The organism is Streptomyces sp. NPDC101237 (assembly GCF_044767465.1).
Taxonomy (GTDB): Bacteria; Actinomycetota; Actinomycetes; order Streptomycetales; family Streptomycetaceae; genus Streptomyces; species Streptomyces gramineus.
On the sequence record NZ_JBIWNY010000009.1, the window covers coordinates 224,108 to 240,267 of the forward strand.

Annotated in this window: 17 protein-coding genes; 7 read left to right on the plus strand and 10 right to left on the minus strand. The window is 74.4% G+C overall.

Features of this window, described 5'->3' with window-relative positions:
• Positions 1-21 precede the first annotated feature (21 nt).
• Positions 22-564 carry a PadR family transcriptional regulator gene (locus ACIRQ9_RS16925; protein ID WP_404173048.1) on the plus strand — a complete coding sequence of 181 codons (543 nt, stop codon included), beginning with the start codon at positions 22-24 and terminating at the stop codon, positions 562-564.
• 7 nt (positions 565-571) lie between these two features.
• Here ACIRQ9_RS16925 and ACIRQ9_RS16930 read toward each other — a convergent pair whose 3' ends face one another.
• Positions 572-1,126: a hypothetical protein gene (locus tag ACIRQ9_RS16930; protein ID WP_404173051.1), complete on the minus strand. Its 555-nt coding sequence runs from the start codon at positions 1,124-1,126 to the stop codon at positions 572-574.
• A gap of 169 nt (positions 1,127-1,295) precedes the next feature.
• Positions 1,296-2,258, minus strand: coding sequence for a fibronectin type III domain-containing protein (locus tag ACIRQ9_RS16935; RefSeq protein ID WP_404173054.1), 963 nt, complete (start codon positions 2,256-2,258; stop codon positions 1,296-1,298).
• 382 nt (positions 2,259-2,640) lie between these two features.
• On the opposite strand from ACIRQ9_RS16935, the gene ACIRQ9_RS16940 reads away from it, so the two are divergent.
• The gene (locus tag ACIRQ9_RS16940) at positions 2,641-3,327 is read left to right on the plus strand and encodes a glycoside hydrolase family 75 protein (protein ID WP_404173057.1); all 687 of its coding nucleotides are present in this window, start codon (positions 2,641-2,643) and stop codon (positions 3,325-3,327) included.
• A 445-nt stretch (positions 3,328-3,772) separates the two neighbouring features.
• On the opposite strand, the gene ACIRQ9_RS16945 is transcribed toward ACIRQ9_RS16940, so the two are convergent.
• From ACIRQ9_RS16945 to ACIRQ9_RS16965, 5 genes are all read right to left on the minus strand, one after another.
• Positions 3,773-4,183: a PTS-dependent dihydroxyacetone kinase phosphotransferase subunit DhaM gene (locus ACIRQ9_RS16945; RefSeq protein ID WP_404173060.1), complete on the minus strand. Its 411-nt coding sequence runs from the start codon at positions 4,181-4,183 to the stop codon at positions 3,773-3,775.
• Positions 4,176-4,775, minus strand: coding sequence for a dihydroxyacetone kinase subunit DhaL (gene dhaL / locus ACIRQ9_RS16950; RefSeq protein WP_404173063.1), 600 nt, complete (start codon positions 4,773-4,775; stop codon positions 4,176-4,178). The genes ACIRQ9_RS16945 and dhaL overlap by 8 nt, the downstream gene beginning before the upstream one ends.
• Positions 4,776-4,824: 49 nt before the next feature.
• Positions 4,825-5,817 (minus strand): dihydroxyacetone kinase subunit DhaK, encoded by a 993-nt coding sequence (gene dhaK, locus ACIRQ9_RS16955; RefSeq protein ID WP_404173066.1) that lies wholly within the window; start codon positions 5,815-5,817, stop codon positions 4,825-4,827.
• A 408-nt stretch (positions 5,818-6,225) separates the two neighbouring features.
• Complete coding sequence (locus tag ACIRQ9_RS16960; protein ID WP_404173069.1) at positions 6,226-6,399, minus strand: hypothetical protein; 174 nt, start codon at positions 6,397-6,399, stop codon at positions 6,226-6,228.
• Between the two features lie 56 nt (positions 6,400-6,455).
• Positions 6,456-6,710 (minus strand): response regulator transcription factor, encoded by a 255-nt coding sequence (locus ACIRQ9_RS16965; protein WP_404173072.1) that lies wholly within the window; start codon positions 6,708-6,710, stop codon positions 6,456-6,458.
• A gap of 376 nt (positions 6,711-7,086) precedes the next feature.
• Between ACIRQ9_RS16965 and ACIRQ9_RS16970 the strand changes: the two genes are divergently transcribed.
• Positions 7,087-7,884 carry an alpha/beta fold hydrolase gene (locus ACIRQ9_RS16970; RefSeq protein WP_404173075.1) on the plus strand — a complete coding sequence of 266 codons (798 nt, stop codon included), beginning with the start codon at positions 7,087-7,089 and terminating at the stop codon, positions 7,882-7,884.
• Between the two features lie 15 nt (positions 7,885-7,899).
• Here the strand turns inward: ACIRQ9_RS16970 and ACIRQ9_RS16975 are convergent, their stop codons facing one another.
• The 3 genes from ACIRQ9_RS16975 to ACIRQ9_RS16985 are packed head-to-tail and all read right to left on the minus strand — an operon-like array spanning position 7,900 to position 10,749.
• A complete protein-coding gene (locus tag ACIRQ9_RS16975) occupies positions 7,900-8,313 on the minus strand; it encodes a phosphopantetheine-binding protein (protein ID WP_404173077.1) in 414 nt (137 codons plus the stop codon).
• Between the two features lie 46 nt (positions 8,314-8,359).
• Positions 8,360-9,349 carry a phosphotransferase gene (locus ACIRQ9_RS16980; protein ID WP_404173080.1) on the minus strand — a complete coding sequence of 330 codons (990 nt, stop codon included), beginning with the start codon at positions 9,347-9,349 and terminating at the stop codon, positions 8,360-8,362.
• The gene (locus ACIRQ9_RS16985; RefSeq protein WP_404173083.1) at positions 9,346-10,749 is read right to left on the minus strand and encodes an MFS transporter; all 1,404 of its coding nucleotides are present in this window, start codon (positions 10,747-10,749) and stop codon (positions 9,346-9,348) included. The genes ACIRQ9_RS16980 and ACIRQ9_RS16985 overlap by 4 nt, the downstream gene beginning before the upstream one ends.
• 393 nt (positions 10,750-11,142) lie before the next feature.
• Here ACIRQ9_RS16985 and vioD point away from each other — a divergent pair, with 393 nt between their 5' ends.
• The 4 genes from vioD to ACIRQ9_RS17005 are packed head-to-tail and all read left to right on the plus strand — an operon-like array spanning position 11,143 to position 16,158.
• Positions 11,143-12,255 (plus strand): capreomycidine synthase, encoded by a 1,113-nt coding sequence (vioD, locus tag ACIRQ9_RS16990; protein WP_404173086.1) that lies wholly within the window; start codon positions 11,143-11,145, stop codon positions 12,253-12,255.
• Positions 12,255-14,369 (plus strand): amino acid adenylation domain-containing protein, encoded by a 2,115-nt coding sequence (locus tag ACIRQ9_RS16995; protein ID WP_404173089.1) that lies wholly within the window; start codon positions 12,255-12,257, stop codon positions 14,367-14,369. The genes vioD and ACIRQ9_RS16995 overlap by 1 nt, the downstream gene beginning before the upstream one ends.
• A 6-nt stretch (positions 14,370-14,375) precedes the next feature.
• Complete coding sequence (gene vioC / locus ACIRQ9_RS17000) at positions 14,376-15,404, plus strand: arginine beta-hydroxylase, Fe(II)/alpha-ketoglutarate-dependent (RefSeq protein ID WP_404173092.1); 1,029 nt, start codon at positions 14,376-14,378, stop codon at positions 15,402-15,404.
• 7 nt (positions 15,405-15,411) lie between these two features.
• A complete protein-coding gene (locus ACIRQ9_RS17005; protein WP_404173095.1) occupies positions 15,412-16,158 on the plus strand; it encodes a GNAT family N-acetyltransferase in 747 nt (248 codons plus the stop codon).
• The last annotated feature ends 2 nt before the right edge of the window (positions 16,159-16,160 follow it).

The window sequence follows — 16,160 nt, forward strand, 5'->3', positions numbered from 1 at the left end:
GACCGTCCCTAGGATGAGCGCATGTCACTCCCGCACGCGATCCTCACCGCCCTGCTGGAAAAGCCGTCGTCGGGGCTGGAGCTGACCCGCAGGTTCGACCGGTCGATCGGCTACTTCTGGTCGGCCACGCACCAGCAGATCTACCGCGAACTGGGCAGGCTGGAGGCGGAGGGCCACATCCGCGCCCTGCCGGCCGAGCAGCCGGCCCGCGGGCAGCGCAAGAGCTACGAGGTGCTGCCCGCGGGCCGCGCCGAACTGGCCCGCTGGACGGCCGCCGCACAGGACCCCAAGCCGCAGCGGGACACGCTGCTGCTGCGGCTGCGGGCGGCCGCGGTGGTCGGCACCGCGGGACTCGAAGCCGATCTGCGCCGCCATCTGGAGCTGCACCGACGGCAGTTGGCCGAGTACGAGGAGATCGAGCGGCGCGACTTCCCGCCCGGCAAGGACGCCCCCGAGGACCGGCTGCGGCACCTGGTGCTGCGGGCCGGCATCGACCTGGAGTCCTTCTGGACGCGATGGCTCGACCAGGCCGTGCGGGAGTTCGGCGAACTGCCCGAGCGCTGAACGGCGTTCAGAACCGGTACGGCTTGGACCGCTTGCGCAGGTACCAGCCGGTGGCGATGACGCCCGCGCCGACCAGGGCCGCGCCGACGCCCAGCGTGAGCGGGCCGTAGTCGCGGGCTGCACCGCCCAGGCCGCCCGCCACGCCCCGCGCGGGCGCCGCCGTCCTGGTCGTGGTCGAGGTGGTCGGCGGCGCGGGGACGGACGGGGCCGACGAGACGATCACCGACTGGGTTCCCGCCGTACCGCCGTTGGAGCAGACGACGACCACCGTGTAGGTGCCCGGCGACACGCCCGACCAGGCGGCGGACTGGCTCACCGTGGTGCCCGCGAGAGCCGCCTGCCGCCCCTGCGCGAAGGCGGTCTGGCCGCTGTTGAGCAGCGAGGCGTTGCCCCAGCTGCCGCCGCTCTGCGTGCAGGCGCTGGTGACCACCGAGACCGTGGTGCCGGTGGTGCTCACCGAGATGCCCGTGACCGCAGCGGACGGGCCGGCGAGCCAGGTCGGGAGCGCGGCGGCGGCCGCCAGGGTCAGGCCGGAGCGGAGGAGAAGTCGTGAGTTGCGCATGTGGCTGCCCTCCGGCGGCACGGTAGGCGGAACGTCCCTTGCGCCGCCGAGGATCGGGAGACTCCCGTGCTGCCTCGGAGTTCAGCCAATGCGGCGGCGGGCCGCGCCGCACCCGGGGGCGGCTGTCCAGGTGACGCAATCCCGCTTCCGGCCCAGCCCGGGATGCGGCTCACTCACCCGTCGTGACCGCCCGCTCGACCGACCAGCCGCCCCACGTCCCGTCCGGCAGCCGCGCCCGCAGCCGCACCTGGTGCCTCACACCGGGGTCCCGCCCCACGTAGAAGCTGTAGGTCGAGTGACCGGTCGGCGGGGTGCCGCCCCAGACCAGCGAGGTCGTCGTACCGCCGTCGAGCCGGATCCGGTACTCCGTGATCACCCCGTCCGTGCGCGGCGGATCCCAGGCCAGGTCGAGGTAGTACGCCCCGCCCTCCTCGTGCCACCCGGCCGTGAACCCGGTCGGCGCGGTGTCGTGCCCGTCGTCGCTGCCCGGCGTGGTCAGGCGTACCGGCGCGGCGGCCGGCGAGAGGTTGTCGGCCGCGTCCCGGGCGCGGACGGTGAACACGTAGCGCGTGCCGGGCCGCAGCCCCGTGACGACGGTCGCGGTCTGGTCGCCGCCCACGCTGTGGATCTTCGCGCCGCCCTGGAAGATGTCGTACGACACCACCGCCCGGTCGTCCTTCGCCGCGTCCCAGGACAGCCGCACCGCACGGCTGCCCACCACCCGGCCGTTCGGACGCGCCGGCCGGGTCGGGGCCGAGCGGTCCGCCGCGACCATCGCCGGAGTGGTCGCCCGCACCGCCCGGCTGGGCGGGCCGAGGCTGCCGTCGTCGCCCCGCGCCCGGACGGTGAACGCGTACGCGGTGGACGGCCTGAGCCTGGTGACGTCCACCATGTGCTGCGAATCCGGCACGTCACCCACCTTCGTGGTGCCGCGATACACCTCGTACCCGCGGATCCCGGAGCCGGCGGGCAACGCGTTCCACATGACGTGCACGCTCGTCGCGCTCCCCGCCGCCGCGGTGACCCCGGTCGGGGCGCCGGGCAGCCGGCCGCTGTCGCCGTCGGCGGCCTCGCCCCAGCCGCAGGACGTCAGGAGCAGCAGTGCGCAGACCAGGACGACGACTCGGCGCACGGTTCCGCCTCCCGGTGACGGCAGCACGAGAAAGGTCCGGACCAATATGACCCGCCGGGATGCCGACATCAAGGGGGCCGTATTGCGGACAGCGGGGGAGAGTTACGTATGCTGAGGGCTCTACGGCCGAACTGCCCGCGTCACAGGGGCAGTTCGCGCCCGTGGCGCGGAACGCTGTCGTCGCTGATCCCGCGCCGACGCGGGTGGCCGGGGCGACCGGGCCGGCACCGGCCGGGCGCCCCGGCCCCTGACGGAATCTCACGGAGTGTCAGTTCGTTGCTCCGATCGGCCCTGTAGGGCCCCCTCTTCCTGGCCCGGCCGCCCCGCCCCCACCACATTGGACCGGTTGACTCCATGTCCCCCACGGAGAGGGTCCTTCATCGTGCGTCTCCAGACGCTGACGCTGGCCACCGCCGGCGCCGCCCTGCTCGCCCCGACCACCCTGCCCACCTCCGCCGCCTCGCTCACCGCCCCCGGAGCACGGCACCGGATCGCCGCCCCCGACCTGCTGGCCCGGGTTCGGGACTGCACCGAGATCTCCAAGGGCCGCTACCGCACCGACGCCGGAACCGCCGCCACCGTCCCCGTGTGCGGCACCGACCAGGCCGTCTTCTGGGAGGCCGACCTGGACATCGACTGCGACGGCCAGGTCACCGCCCACTGCAACCGCGCCGCCGACCCGGCGTTCTCCGCCGCCACCGCCTTCCAGCAGTCCGACGGCCGCCATCTCAACGCCGAGAAGCTGCCCTACGTCGTCGTGCCGGGGCCCAGCAGCCGCTGGGACTACCGGGCGTCCGGCATCCGGGGCGGCGCGGTCGCCGCGGTGATCTACAAGGACCGGGTGCAGTACGCCGTCGTCGGCGACACCGGACCCAGCGACATCATCGGCGAGGCCTCGTACGCCACGGCGAAGGGGCTGGGCGTGAACCCCGACCCGCGCGCCGGCGGGGTCCCGTCCGGCGTCACCTACATCGTCTTCAAGGACACCGTTGTCAAGCCCATCGAGGACCAGGACGCGGCGGAGTCGGAAGGGGAGCGGCTGGCCGCGCTGTTCACCGCGGGCGGCTGACCGGCCGCGCCGGGGCCGCAGGGCCGCCCAGCCGTCGTCCACCGGCAGGGCCGTGCCGTTGCGGCCGCGGGCCGGGTCCGAGGCCCGGAGGACGATCGCGGCCGCCTGGCCCTGGGGTCCCAGGACCTGGCCGACGTCGCCGAAGTACGGGCCGAGCACGCCCGGCCCGTACGCATGGTCGGACGGGTCGACCCGGATCCCGGCCGTGGTACCGCCCGGCCCGCCGGTCGCCGTACACGACGGACCTGGCCACGGCGCGGCCGAACTCGCCACGGCCCTGCACGCGTCCCTCACGCTCGTGGCGGACGGCCTCTCCCAGGGCGTGTCCGGCCCAGGCCGGCGGGCCGGACTCCCGCGCGCCGCGGGGAGTCAGGCCCGGCCCGTGGCCGGGCCGGGCGGTGCGGCCGGGAGTCGGCCGCGCCGCCCGGACCGCGCCGGGAACCTTCTAGACCTTCCGGTAGGAGTACGCGTCCGCGGCGGCCGCCGCCACGGCGTCCAGGTCCGCTCCGGTGGACGCCGTCACGACCGCGGCGACCGCGCCCTCGACGAACGGGGCGTCCACCAGGCGCGTACCGGCCGGGAGTTCATCGCCCTCGGCGAGCAGCGCCTTCACCGTGAGCACCGCGCTGCCGAGGTCGGTGAGGACGGCGACGCCCGCGCCCCGGTCCACCGACGCGGCGGCACCCGCGATCAGTTCGGCGCTGGTGCCGAGCCCACCGCCCTCGGTGCCGCCGGCGGCGGCGAGCGGTACCGCGGTGCCGCCGCCCGCGAGGCCCCTGGCCAGTTCCGCGACGGAGGCGGCGACCTCCGCGCTGTGCGACACCAGCACGATTCCGACCAGCTTGTCGTCACTCATCGGCCGCCTCCTCCAGTGCCGCGACGAGCAGCGCCGACGAGGTGGCGCCGGGGTCCTGGTGACCGATGCTGCGCTCCCCGAGGTAGCTGGCCCGGCCCTTGCGGGCCTGCAGCGGGGTGGTCGCCAGGGCGCCCTCCTCGGCGGCGGCCCGCGCGGCGGTGAAACCGTCGCCGAGCGCGTCCACCGCGGGCACCAGGGCGTCGATCATCGTCTTGTCGCCGGGCGCGGCTCCGCCGAGCGCCATGACCTTGTCCACGCCTGCCCGCAGCGCCTGGGCGAACTCGGCCTCGCTGACCTCGGCCGCGTCGCCGAGCGCCTTGCCGGTGCTGCGCAGCAGCGTGCCGTACAGCGGCCCCGACGCGCCGCCGACCGTGGATATCAGCCGGCTCCCGGCGAGGGTCAGCACGGCACCCGGGGTGTCGGGCGGGTCCTTCTCCAGCGCGGCCACCACCGCCTTGAACCCGCGTTGGAGGTTGCTGCCGTGGTCGGCGTCCCCGATGGGGGAGTCGAGGGCGGTGAGCCGCTCCGCCTCGCGGTCCACGGAGGAAGCGGTCGCCGCCATCCAGCGGCGGAAGAAGTCGGCGTCTAGCACGGGATCTCCTTGCTGTGCGGTACGGGCGGGGGTGCCTGCGGTCTCTCGCTCACATGCCCCAGCGCAGGGCCGGCGTCTTGACCGGGGCGTCCCACAGCCGCAGCAGTTCCTCGTCGACCTGGCAGAGGGTGATGGAGGCGCCGGCCATGTCCAGGGAGGTGACGTAGTTGCCGACCAGGGTGCGGGCGACGGTGACGCCGCGCTCGGCGAGCACGCGCTGGACCTCGGCGTTGAAGCCGTACAGCTCCAGGAGCGGGGTCGCGCCCATGCCGTTGACCAGGACGAGCACCGGGTTGCGCGGCGGCATGTCCTCCAGGACGGCGTCGACCGCGAACTCCGCGATCTCGCCGGAGGTCATCATGGGCCGGCGTTCCCGGCCCGGCTCGCCGTGGATGCCGATGCCCAACTCCAGTTCGCCCGCCGGAAGATCGAAGGTCGGGGTGCCCTTGGCCGGGGTGGTGCAGGCGCTGAGCGCCACACCGAAGCTGCGGGAGTTCTCGTTCACCTGGCGGCCGATGGCCTCCACCCGCTCCAGCGGCCGGCCCTCCGCCGCGGCCGCACCGGCGATCTTCTCCACGAACAGGGTGGCGCCGGTGCCGCGCCGGCCGGCGGTGTACAGGCTGTCGGTGACGGCCACGTCGTCGTTGACGAGCACCTTGGCGACCTGGACGCCCTCGTCCTCGGCGAGTTCGGCGGCCATGTCGAAGTTGAGCACGTCGCCCGTGTAGTTCTTCACGATGAACAGGACACCGGCCCCGCTGTCCACGGCCGCCGCGGCGCGGGCCATCTGGTCCGGGACGGGAGAGGTGAACACCTCACCGGGGCACGCCGCCGACAGCATGCCGGGGCCGACGAATCCGCCGTGCAGCGGCTCGTGCCCGGAACCGCCGCCCGAGACGAGTCCGACCTGCCCGGCGACGGGAGCGTCCCGCCGTACGATCAGCCGGTTCTCCACATCGACGGCGAGGTCCGGATGGGCGGCCGCCATACCCCGCAGCGCATCCGCCACCACGGTTTCCGGGACGTTGATCAACATCTTCACGGCTCTCTCCCTCACAGGCTAGCAGTTAGGTCCCTGACTGGCATTTTTCCTGCTCAGACTGGATAGGGCAGGTTTTCGATCTTGGCGGTCGCAGGCGCTGGAAGGCGGGCTCCGGCGGTGCTGATGCCGACCCATTGCCGACCTGGTTGACGATCCATCAGTGGGCGTGAGGTCTCTCTGACGTAGGGGCGGGCGTCCTGTCCCTCAGTATCGACCTTGGGGCACTGAAGGTCATGTGCGCTGCGGGGTCGGCTTGCGTCAGCCCGTGAGGGGCGGCCCGGACGTCGGGAGTGTCCGCAGGCCCCTGCTCCGTCCGGTCCGATCCGGTGCGGGAACGGCGAAGGCCCGGTCGCGCCGCGGCGGGGGAGTCCGCGGCGTGACCGGGCCGGTGGGCCGTGGTGGCGGGGCTCAGCCGCCCCAGGACGTGTCGTCGCAGCGGAACTGCGGCACGCAGTCGGCCGTCGTCACGGACGACGCCCGCGCGGGCCCCGTGTACTGGGCGACCCCCATGAACCCGAAGGCCGCAAGGGCGGTGACCGCCGCACAGAACCGGACACGCCGTGCGCAGATCAGACGCTTCATCACCGAATCTCCTGTAATCGTGCTTCGTTGCCCGTACGTCGTGCTTCGTGCGCTGTTCAGTCGCGGTGGGCCGGCTCGGTTTCCGCAGTGAGCGAGCCTGTCATCAGGGGCAGGGCACACAGCAGCAACTGCATGCGGTTGCGCGCGCCGGTCTTCGCCCGGATGCGGCGGATGTAGGTGTCCACGGTGTGGCGGCTGAGTGCCATGCGCTGGGCTATCGCGTCGTACGTCAGCCCGTCCGCCATGTGCACCAGCACCTGTCGCTCCCGTCGGCTCAGTGGCGCGGCCGGGGCGGTGACAGCGTGGTCCATTCGCTTGCAGCCCTCCTGGTCGTGAGGCGGGTAGCCGACTCCGATATCGCCGGATCGCGCGGTGGTGGTGCGCGGTCCGGTGCGGGGCGGGTCGGGAGAGGGGATCCCGAGCGATGCCCGGAGAGCCGTACCCGCCGGGCCAGGCCCTCCGGGAGGAAATCCTTGCTCGGGAGCGGGGGCCGGCGGGGTGCGAAGCCGGGTCATCAAGCTGTCGTGCAAGAAGAGGAGGACTGAGCAGACCGGGACAAACGTGCCAAGCGGTGACCCATGCGGACCACACCACCCGACCGCTGACCTGCGCCGCCCTAGCATGGCGGCCGTGCGGCGGCCGGAGTGCTCCTGCCGTCCGCGCCGGGACCGACTGCGAGGAGGGCATGTGCGCACAGTGCGGGTGGCGGGCGCCGAGTTCGACGTACGGGACGAGGGCGAGGGGGACCCCGTGCTGCTCGTGGCGGGCGGCGGGGCCTCCGGGCGGGTCTGGGACCTGCACCAGGTGCCCGCGCTGCGCGCGGCCGGTTTCCGGGTGCTCACCTTCGACCGGAGGCCGCTCGGGAATCCGCCGACGGCGCCGGACCCGCACGCGGCCGCCGTCGAACTGCTCGATGTCCTGGCGGAGTTGGACCTCCCTCGATGCCGGGCCGTCGGCGTCTCCTCCGGGGCCGAGGTGGTGCAGGAACTGCTGCTCGCCCGGCCCGGCCTGGTGACCGGGGCGGTGCTGATGGCCGCGCGGGGCCGCGGGGACCTGTCCGGCAGGGCGATGGCCGACGCCGAACGGGAGCTGGCCGCCGCCGGGACGCGGCTGCCGCCGCGCTACGCGGCGTGGCAGCGCGCCGTGCTCAACCTGTCACCCGCCACCTGGCGGCGCGAGGACGAACTGCTCGACTGGCTCGACCTGTTCGAGGCGGCCGAGCGCGCCGGGACGGCCCCGGTGCCGGTCCCGGCCGACGGCGAGCCTGCGGACCGGCTCGCCGCGCTCGGCCGGGTGGCCGTCCCGGTCCTCGTGCTCGGCTTCGAGCACGATCTGATCGTGCCCCCGTGGCTGTGCCGCGAGGTCGCCGCGGCCCTGCCCGCGGCGCGCTACGCCGAGATCGCGGACTGCGGGCACTACGGGTACCTGGAGCGGCCCGCCGAGGTGAACGGCGCGCTGCTGGATTTCCTCACCGGCGCGCCCTGACCGGGGCCGTACCGGTCAGCGCGGTTCGCCGGACTCGCGCAGCACGTCCCCGAGCAGCCGGTGGGCCAGGGCCAGCCGCTCGCTCGAGGACAGCCGCGCCAGCGCCGGCCACAGCACGTCCGCGCCGCCCGTGGACGGGGCGCCGGCCGCCGCGGCGACCGGCGACGGCGAAGGGGCGTCCGCCGCGTCGGGAGCCTCGGGGGCGTCGGCCGCGGCCGGGGCGGCGAGCAGGCCGGCGACCGACGGGGCGGTCAGCAGGTCCTGGAGGGCGATCTCCCAGCCGTGGTCGTGCTCCAGGGAGCTGACCAGGCGGGCCGCGTCCAGTGAGGATCCGCCCAGCTCGAACCAGCCGCCGTCCAGGTCCTCCTGGCCAAGGTAGGTGCGGGCCAGCTTCAGGGCCTGGGCGTGCACGTCGTCCGTCGGGGTCATCGCTTCGTTCTCCTTCTCGGTCGGGTGGAACCGGGGTACGGGGCGCTCAGGGCAGGGCGGGGGTGTCCGGGGCGGGGTGGATCGCCGGGTCCGGCGGGGTGCCGGACTCCGGGGGCGGGGCGGCGAGCCGTTCCCGGGCCACGGTAGTGAACGCGGGACGGCCGGTCCGCACGCCCAGCAGCCCCACGTGGGCCCAGCGGAACGACGCCCGCAGAAACACACGTTCGCGCAGGCCCGGCTGGACGGTGCCGCCGCCGCGCCGGTACGCCGACAGCAGCCGGTCGAGCAACGGGCGGCCGCCCGCCAGGTACGGGTCGACGAAGTCCGCCGCCGGATCGTCGAAGGCGGCGTTCGTCCAGTCCAGGACCCCGGTCACCGCGTCCGAGCCGGGGCCGACGAGGGTGTGCCCCGGATGCATGTCGCCGTGCGTGAGCCGCGCCTGGTGGGTCCAGTGCCGGTCGTCGTCCAGCCAGGACCGCCAGTGCGCGTACCAGCGTTCGGGAAGCGGCACCGCGGTCCGGGCGTCCGTGAGCGTCCGGGCCAGATCCTCCCGCGCCAGGTGCGGTTCGCGCGGCGGGACGCCCGCGTCCACGGCCTCCTCCACCGGCACCCGGTGCAGGGCGGCGAGGGTCGCCGCGAGCGAGGTCACGTACCCGGTGCCGGGCCGCCCGCCGCCCGCCGCGGGGTGCCACTCGTAGCGCAGGCCGGCCGGGTCCTCGTACCCGGCGGGGGCGCCCCCGAGGCGGCGGTACGCGATGAACGCGCGGTCGGCGTGCTCCCAGCGCGGCACGGCCACCGGCAGCGCGGGCCCGACCGCCGCGAGGACGGCCGCCTCCACGGCGATCCGGTCGGCGCTGCGGCTGCGGCGGGGCAGCCGCAGGATCCAGTCCGCGCCCTCGGTGTCCTCGACCTCGACCACCCGGAAGTCCCAGCCCGCGTCGTTGAGGACCGCCGTCCCCGGACGCAGGGACAGTCCGCGGGAGGCGGCCGACTCCAGGGCGGCGGCGAGCACCTCGCGCGCCTCGGCGGCCGTCACGCGGAGGCCGTCCGGTCGTCGCCCGCACCACCGGTTCCCGGGACGGACGCGCTCCCGCCGGGGTCACCGGCTCCCGGGACGGACACGCTGTCGCTCTCGCCGGGGCCGTCCGCGTCCCGCCGCGCGGTGCCGGTCAGCGAGCCGCCCAGGACGTAGTCCTCGGGGATGTCGCGCAGGGTGCGCAGCGGCGAGCAGTAGATCCACAGGAACGACAGGGTCGTCGCGAGGCCCGCGATCCACAAGGTGGTCCGGGCGCCCAGGAGTTGGCCGAGGAGTCCGCCGAGGACCGCGCCCAGCGGCAGGGTGCTCCACACCAGCAGCCGGTTGAAGGCGCTGACCCGGCCGAGCAGCCGGTCCGGGGTGATGGACTGGCGGAAGGTGACGACGATGACGTTGTAGACGACCATGCCCGCCGAGGAGACGAACAGGCCCACGCTGACCAGGGAGAGCCGCCACCCGGTGTCCACCAGCGGCACCATGGTGAAGCCCGCGCCCGCCACCAGGGTGGCCGTCCAGATCGCCGGCCCGTGTCCCAGCCGGCGCGCGGCCCTGGCCGCGAGCACCCCGCCGAGGAGGCCGCCGATGCCCTCGAAGGTCAGCAGCAGACCGATGACGCCCGCGCTCAGGCCCAGGTCACGGGCGAGCAGGACGGGGATCATCGGAGTGCCCACGGCCCAGAAGAGGTTGAAGCAGGCGGTGCTGAGGGAGGTGCGCCGCAACAGGACGTCGTCCAGGACCGCGCGCAGTCCCTCGGCGGCGTCCTTCCGCCACGAGACGGGCTTCCCGTCGGCGTGGCCGGGCAGCGGCTCGCGCCCCCGCACCAGCAGCACGCAGACCGCCGACCACAGATAGCCGCCGACGGACACCAGGACGGCCACCGGCGCCGCCAGCGCCTGCACCAGGGCGCCGCCGAGCCCCGGCCCCGCGGCCTGGGCCACCGACTGGACCACCTGGAGCCGCGTGTTCGCGTCGATCAGCCGCTCCCGGGGCACCAGCGAGGGCACGTAACTCGCGTACCCCACCTCGAAGAAGACGGTGAGCAGGCCGAACGCGAAGGCCACGGCGATGAGCTGGGCGGCCGTGAGCAGGCCGGTCCACCAGGCGATCGGGATCCACAGCAGCAGTGCGGCGCGGGCGACGTCCGTGGCCAGCAGCAGCGGGCGCTTGCGCACCCGGTCCGCCCACACGCCGGCCGGGACGCTCGCCAGCAGGTAGGGCAGCGACTCGGCGGCCGACAGGGCCCCCACCTCCAGCGGGGAGGCGTCCAGACTGACCACCGCCACCAGCGGCAGGGCCAGCGTCAGGATCTGCGTGCCGAATTGACTGATGCTGTCCGCGAGAAAGATCTGACGGAAATCGCCCAGCCGCAGAATGCTGTCGGCCGGAATTTTTGGGCGCATGGCGGTAATAGTGCCATGGGAAACTCGACAGGTCACTAGTGCCTCGGCGCGGGGAGCACGAAAGCGGCCGCCGTCGGGTGGCCCGGCCGGCCTCCGGCGGTCCCGGCAGCCCACCGGCCGACCGAGGGCACCCCAACCACGTGCAGAAATTCGTGACTTGGTCGGCGAGCGCCGGTGGCCGGAGGCGGCGGCACTCCTGTCACGTACTCGCGTTACTTGTGACTGCCACGTACTTGTTGATGTAATTGGCGCAGTCGTCACCGATTTCCTCCCCGCCGATCCGAGGCGCATTGTCGGTGCCCGGACTCGCCGTTCACCGATTTCCACGAGCCCTTATCCCATGAGGTTTTCTTCGTGTCACGGACTCGAATTGAATTCAACGCATCGCGCCAGGTGGAGCCTCCGGTACTGGAGGAGTGGTACCGGCGCAGGCTCGACCGGGCCGAGCGGGACATCAGCTCCAGCGGAGTGCACCCCTACACCTACGCCGAGCTGCGTCGGCTGACCGGACTCCAGGCGACCGACCTCGACGGCATCCTCGTCGACGACAGCACCTCGCAGGGCTCGCCCGACCTGCGCCGGGCCATCGCCGACCGCTACCTCCCCGGCGGAGCCGACCGGGTCATGGTCACCCACGGCTCCAGCGAGGCGATCGCCCTGACCCTGGAGACGCTGCTCGGGCCCGGCGACCGGGTGGTACTGCCCGACATGCTCTACCACTCGCTCGCCCACTACCCGCGGGCGGCCGGCTGCGTCCTGCACCCCGTGCCGCTGGACGTGTTCACCGCCGCCGACACCGATCCGCGGGCCCTGGAGCGGGCGCTCCCCGTGGACACCCGGGCGGTGATCGTCAATTTCCCGCACAACCCCACGGGCGTCACCCTCACCGACACCGCCTACCGCAGGCTGCTCGACCGGGTCGAGGAGATCGGCGCGGTCCTGGTCTGGGACGCGGCGACGGCCGAGATGAGCTGGGACGGGCCGCCGCTGCCCGACCCCGGCACCCGGCATCCGCTGACGGTCAGCTACGGCACCTTCTCCAAGGCGTTCGGCCTGCCCGGCCTGCGCGTCGGGTGGTGCGCGGCGCCCGAGGAACTGATCGAACGCAGTTTCACCGTGCGCGACCGCACCACTCTCTTCCTCTCGCCGCTGGTGGAGGCGGTGGCCACCGCCGCGATGCGCTCCGCGGACGCGCTGATCGCCCCCCGCCGGGCCGAGGCCCGCGCCAATCTGACCGTGCTGGGGAAGTGGGTCGCCGACCACCGGGGCCTGGTCGACTGGACGCCGCCGAGCGGCGGGGTCTGCTGCCTGCTGGAGCTGCCCGGCGTCACCGACTCCGAGCGGTTCTGCGGCGAACTCCTGGAGGAGTACGGCACCTTGCTGGTCCCGGGCACCGCCTTCGGCCGCGAGGGCGCGGTACGGCTGGGATTCGGCGGTGACCAGGGCGAGTTCACCGACGGCCTGGACACGCTCTCCGCCTTCCTGCACGCCCGGGGCGGCCGGTGATGGCGGCGTCCGGCACGGCGGGCGGGCCCGATGCCCTGTCCCGGCTCTGGCGCGAGGTGCGGGCCGCGCACGGCGGCCGCCCGGCGCTCACCGACGGGCACCGCACCATGACGTACCGTCAGCTCGACGCGGCCGCGCGGGCCGTGGCCGGCCGGCTGACCGCCGCCGGGGCGGGTCCTGGCCGGTACGTGATGCTCCACGGGCTCGCCCCGATGGACGCCGTCGTGGCCATGCTGGGGACGCTGGCCGCGGGCGCCGCCTTCGCCGTCCTGGAGGAGGGCCTTCCCGACGCGGCCCGCGCCGCCCGCTGCGCCCGCGTCGACGCCGTCCTCCTCGCCGGCCGCGGCTCCGCGCCCCACGGGACCGTCACCCCGCCCTGGTGCGATCTCGGCTCTCAACTGGACGCCTCGGCACACGAGTCGGCGTCGGCGCCCGACGACGACAGCGCCCCGACCGCCGGCCTGCCCTCCGCGGCCCACGACGGCGGGGCGGCCTGCGACCGGCCCGCCTACGCCATGTTCACCTCCGGGTCCACCGGTGAGCCGAAGGCCGTCGGCATCGGGCGGGAGGCGCTGCACGGCTTCGCGCTGGCGGCCGCCGGCCGGCTGGGCCTCGGCCCAGAGGACCGGTGGCTCCAACTGGCCTCCCTCGGCTTCGACGTGGTCGTGGAGGAGGTGTTCCCCGTCCTCGCCCGCGGCGGGACCGTCGTCTGCCGTCCCGGCACCGGCGTACCGGACCCGGAGGACCTGCACGGCATCCTCGGCGCCCTCGGCGTGACCACCGTGGAGCTCTCCACCCAGTACTGGCGCGAGTACGCGCACTGGCTCGACGTCCGGGGCGGAACCACCCCCGCCTCGCTGCGCCGGGTGCTGGTCGGCGGCGAACGCATGGACCCCGACGACTGGCGGCGCTGGGAGCGCGCCGGGCGCGCCGCGCTCGTGCACGTCTACGGGCTGACCGAGTGCACGGTCACCTCCACCATGTACGAGGGGCCGCTGCCGGACGACGCCCCCGAGGTGCCGATCGGCACCCCCCTCGCCAACGCCGAGGTCAGCGTGCGCGACTCCGCCCGGCGACCGGTAACGCCCGGCACCGTCGGGGAGATCCACATCGGCGGGCCCTCACTGGCCCCCGGCTACCTCGGCGATCCGGAGCAGACCGCACGGCGGTTCGTCACCGGCCCGGAGCCGGGCGGCGGGCGGCTGTACGCCACCGGCGACCTCGGGCGGATCCTGCCTGACGGCGCCGTGGAGTTCCACGGCCGGGCGGACGACCAGATCAAGATCCGTGGTCACCGGCTCGAACCGGCCTCGGTGGAACGGCTGCTGACCGCCGACCCCGCGGTCGCCCAGGCCGTCGTCCTGCTGGACGCCCGGACCCGTGGTTCCCTGCTGGCCTGCCTGGTCCCGGCGGGCCCGGCCGCGCCCGCGGACGGCGTGCTGCCGGTCACCGCGGGGCAGCGCGCCCGGCTGCTCGCCAGGGTCACCGCCGAACTGCCCGGCTGGGCCGCGCCCCAGCAGTTGTTCTGGACCGGGGCCCTGCCGAAGAACGACCACGGCAAGGTGGACCGCCGCGCACTCGCCGCGACCCTCCTGACCGCACAGGCCACGATCGCCGCGCAGGCGACGAACGCCGGGCAGGCGACGAACGCCGGGCAGGCGACGAACGCCGGGCAGGCGACGAACGCCGGGCAGGCGACGAACGCCGGGCAGGCGACGAACGCCGCGCAGGGGACCGCCGCGGCCGGGGCGGCCGCGCCCGCGGACCCGGACCCGGACCTCACGACCGGCCTGCCGGACGGCGGCGCCGGCGCCCCCGGCCCGGACCCGGGCGGGCCGGACACGCTCGACGCCGTGCTGCGGCACTTCCGGGTGCTGCTGGCCGACCCCGCGCTGGAGCCCGACGCCGACTTCTTCGCCAGCGGCGGCCAGTCGATCCTCGCCATGCGCCTGGTCACCGAACTCCGCGCCGCCTTCCCCGGGACCGCCGGGCTGCGGGCCACGACCGTCTTCGACCATCCGACACCGCGCCGGCTCGCCGAGTGGCTCTCCTCGGCACGGACCCGCTCCCGCGCGGTGCCGGCACCGTTTCCACCGGCCGTACGTAAGGACTGAACTGTCATGGACACACCTCCCGTGGATCACGTCCTGCCGCTGACCCCGGACGAGGCCCGGCGGACGGCCGAGCTCACGATCCGCGTCGCGGAGCGCTACACCGGCGACGACGACCCGGCCCTTTTGCTCGACCTGCCCCGGATCGCCGCGGACCTCCCGGTGCGCACCCAGCGCTTCCTGCGCACCTTCGCCATCGACGAGCCCACCGGCTACTGCGTGGTCAGCGGGCACCTCTTCGACCAGGACCGCATCGGCCCCACCCCGGAACACTGGCGGGGCCGCCCCCGCCCCAACCGGGAGTTCCCCGAAGAGGTGCTCGTCCTGCTGTACGCGGCGCTGCTCGGCGAGCCGTTCGGCTGGACCACCCAGCAGGACGGCCGACTGGTGCACGACATCTTCCCCGTCCGCAGCCACGAGAACGACCAGCTCGGCCTCGGCAGCAAGGAGCTGCTGACCTGGCACACCGAGGACGCCTTCCACCCGCACCGCGGCGACTATCTGGTGCTGGCCTCCCTGCGCAACCCCGACCAGGTCGCCACCACCGTGGGCTCCTACGCCGGCGGAGTGCTGTCCGACGACGACGTGGAGGTGCTGTTCGAGGAACGCTTCCACATCGCCCCCGACGAGTCGCACCTGCCCAAGAACAACTCCGCCTCCTCCGGCGGCGACGTCGAGCGGTTCGCCACCATCGAGCGGCTGATCCACGAACGCCGCCCGGTGGCCGCCCTGTTCGGCCCGCGCCAGGAGCCGTACCTGCGGCTGGACCCGTACTTCATGGAGGTCCCCGAGGACGACCCGGAGGCCCGCCGCGCCCTCGACAACCTGATCGCGGTCGTCGACTCCGGGCTGCGCGAGGTCGCTCTGGAGCAGGGCGACTGCCTGGTCGTCAACAACCACCGCGTGGTCCACGGACGGGTGCCCTTCACCGCTCGCTACGACGGCACCGACCGCTGGCTCAAGCGCATCAACGTCACCCATGACCTGCGCCGCTCCCGCACCATGCGGGCGAGCGCCGGCAACCGCCTGATCGGCTGAGGCGGCCGTGGCGGACCTGCCGGCCCTCACGGTCACCAGCCTGGAGGGGGCACCGGAGCTGGAGCCGGACGTCGACCGGCTGATCACCGGCAACATGCCCGCGTTCATGAGCTGGGAGTCGCCCGGCAACTGGCGCTGGCACCGGCTCTACGACACCTACCCCGCCCATCAGCTCTGCGTCCTGGACGAGGACGGCCGGCTGGTGGCCGCCGCCAACGGCCTGCCGGTCCCCTGGGACGGCACGGTCGACGGGCTCCCGGGGGGCTCCGACGACGTCCTGGTCTCCGCGTTCGACGGACCCGCCGCCCGCCCGGACGCGCTGTGCATGCTCTCGGTGAGCGTCTGCGCCCGGCTGCGCGGCAGCGGCCTCGCCGAGCGGCTGCTGACCCGGGCCCGGGACGAGGCACGGGCCGCGGGCCTGCGCGGCGTCGTCATCCCGGTCCGCCCCACCCGCAAAGCCCGCTACCCGCTCGTCCCGATGGCCGACTACGCCCGCTGGCGGCGGCCGGACGGCACACCGTTCGATCCCTGGCTGGCCACCCACGCCGCGCTCGGCGCCGAACTGCTCGCCCCCTGCGACCGCTCGCTGGTGATCAGCCAGCCCGCCGCCCGCTGGGAGGAGATCGCCGGACACCCGCTGCCCGGCCCCGCCCGCCACGTCGTACCGGGCGCCCTCGCCCCGCTGGAGGTCTCCGCCGACGGCGAGGGCGTCTACGCGGAGCCCAACTTCTGGGTGTTCCACCCGGCCACCTGACC

Coding starts and splice junctions, on each gene's coding strand:
- ACIRQ9_RS16930 (WP_404173051.1), bottom strand. CDS start 1,126: ATGCGCAACTCACGACTTCTCCTCCGCTCCGGCCTGACCCTGGCGGCC.
- ACIRQ9_RS16960 (WP_404173069.1), bottom strand. CDS start 6,399: ATGAAGCGTCTGATCTGCGCACGGCGTGTCCGGTTCTGTGCGGCGGTC.
- ACIRQ9_RS16965 (WP_404173072.1), bottom strand. CDS start 6,710: ATGGACCACGCTGTCACCGCCCCGGCCGCGCCACTGAGCCGACGGGAG.
- ACIRQ9_RS16985 (WP_404173083.1), bottom strand. CDS start 10,749: ATGCGCCCAAAAATTCCGGCCGACAGCATTCTGCGGCTGGGCGATTTC.
- ACIRQ9_RS16945 (WP_404173060.1), bottom strand. CDS start 4,183: ATGAGTGACGACAAGCTGGTCGGAATCGTGCTGGTGTCGCACAGCGCG.
- vioC (WP_404173092.1), top strand. CDS start 14,376: ATGGACACACCTCCCGTGGATCACGTCCTGCCGCTGACCCCGGACGAG.
- ACIRQ9_RS16975 (WP_404173077.1), bottom strand. CDS start 8,313: ATGACCCCGACGGACGACGTGCACGCCCAGGCCCTGAAGCTGGCCCGC.
- ACIRQ9_RS16925 (WP_404173048.1), top strand. CDS start 22: ATGTCACTCCCGCACGCGATCCTCACCGCCCTGCTGGAAAAGCCGTCG.
- ACIRQ9_RS16995 (WP_404173089.1), top strand. CDS start 12,255: ATGGCGGCGTCCGGCACGGCGGGCGGGCCCGATGCCCTGTCCCGGCTC.